Annotated in this window: 1 pseudogene; it reads left to right on the top strand. The window is 49.4% G+C overall.

Annotation, left to right across the window (positions count from 1 at the left end):
• Window positions 1-666 (top strand): annotated as a pseudogene (gene fliI / locus A3738_RS07270) (flagellum-specific ATP synthase FliI); the annotation flags it as partial.

Here is a 666-nt window from a genome sequence, read left to right as displayed (position 1 = left end):
CCGTAGGTATGTCGTTACTTGGTCGAGTGCTCGATGGCTGTGGTAACCCTATTGATGGTAAAGGCGATTTGCTTGCCGAGAGCTATGTACCTGCTTCAGCAGATATTATTAACCCTCTAGCGCGGGCGCCAATTCGCGCGCCTTTAGATGTCGGTATAAAAGCGATCAACGCCTTGCTTTCGGTTGGCGTTGGACAACGACTCGGTTTGTTTGCCGGTAGTGGTGTTGGCAAGAGTATGTTGCTTGGAATGATGACGCGTTTTACCAACGCCGATGTTGTAGTGGTCGGGTTGATTGGTGAACGGGGACGTGAGGTAAAAGAGTTCATCGAGGATATTCTTGGCGAAGAAGGCTTAAGCCGTTCTGTTGTGGTTGCATCGCCCGCGGATGATTCGCCGCTCATGCGAATGCGAGCATCAACGTTATGTACGCGCATTGCTGAATACTATAGAGATAAAGGCCAGCGTGTGTTGCTATTAATGGATTCTCTTACTCGTTATGCCCAAGCACAACGAGAGATTGCCTTGTCCGTTGGCGAACCTCCCGCTACCAAAGGCTATCCACCTTCTGTTTTTGCAAAAATTCCGCAACTTGTTGAACGCGCAGGTAACGGCGTTGAAGGAGGCGGTTCAATTACTGCTTTTTATACTGTGTTAACAGAAGGCG

The sequence above is a fragment of the Oleiphilus sp. HI0066 genome, from assembly GCF_001635725.1.
Note: the sequence above shows the minus strand (reverse complement) of the source record. Positions and strands in the feature narration are given on the sequence as shown.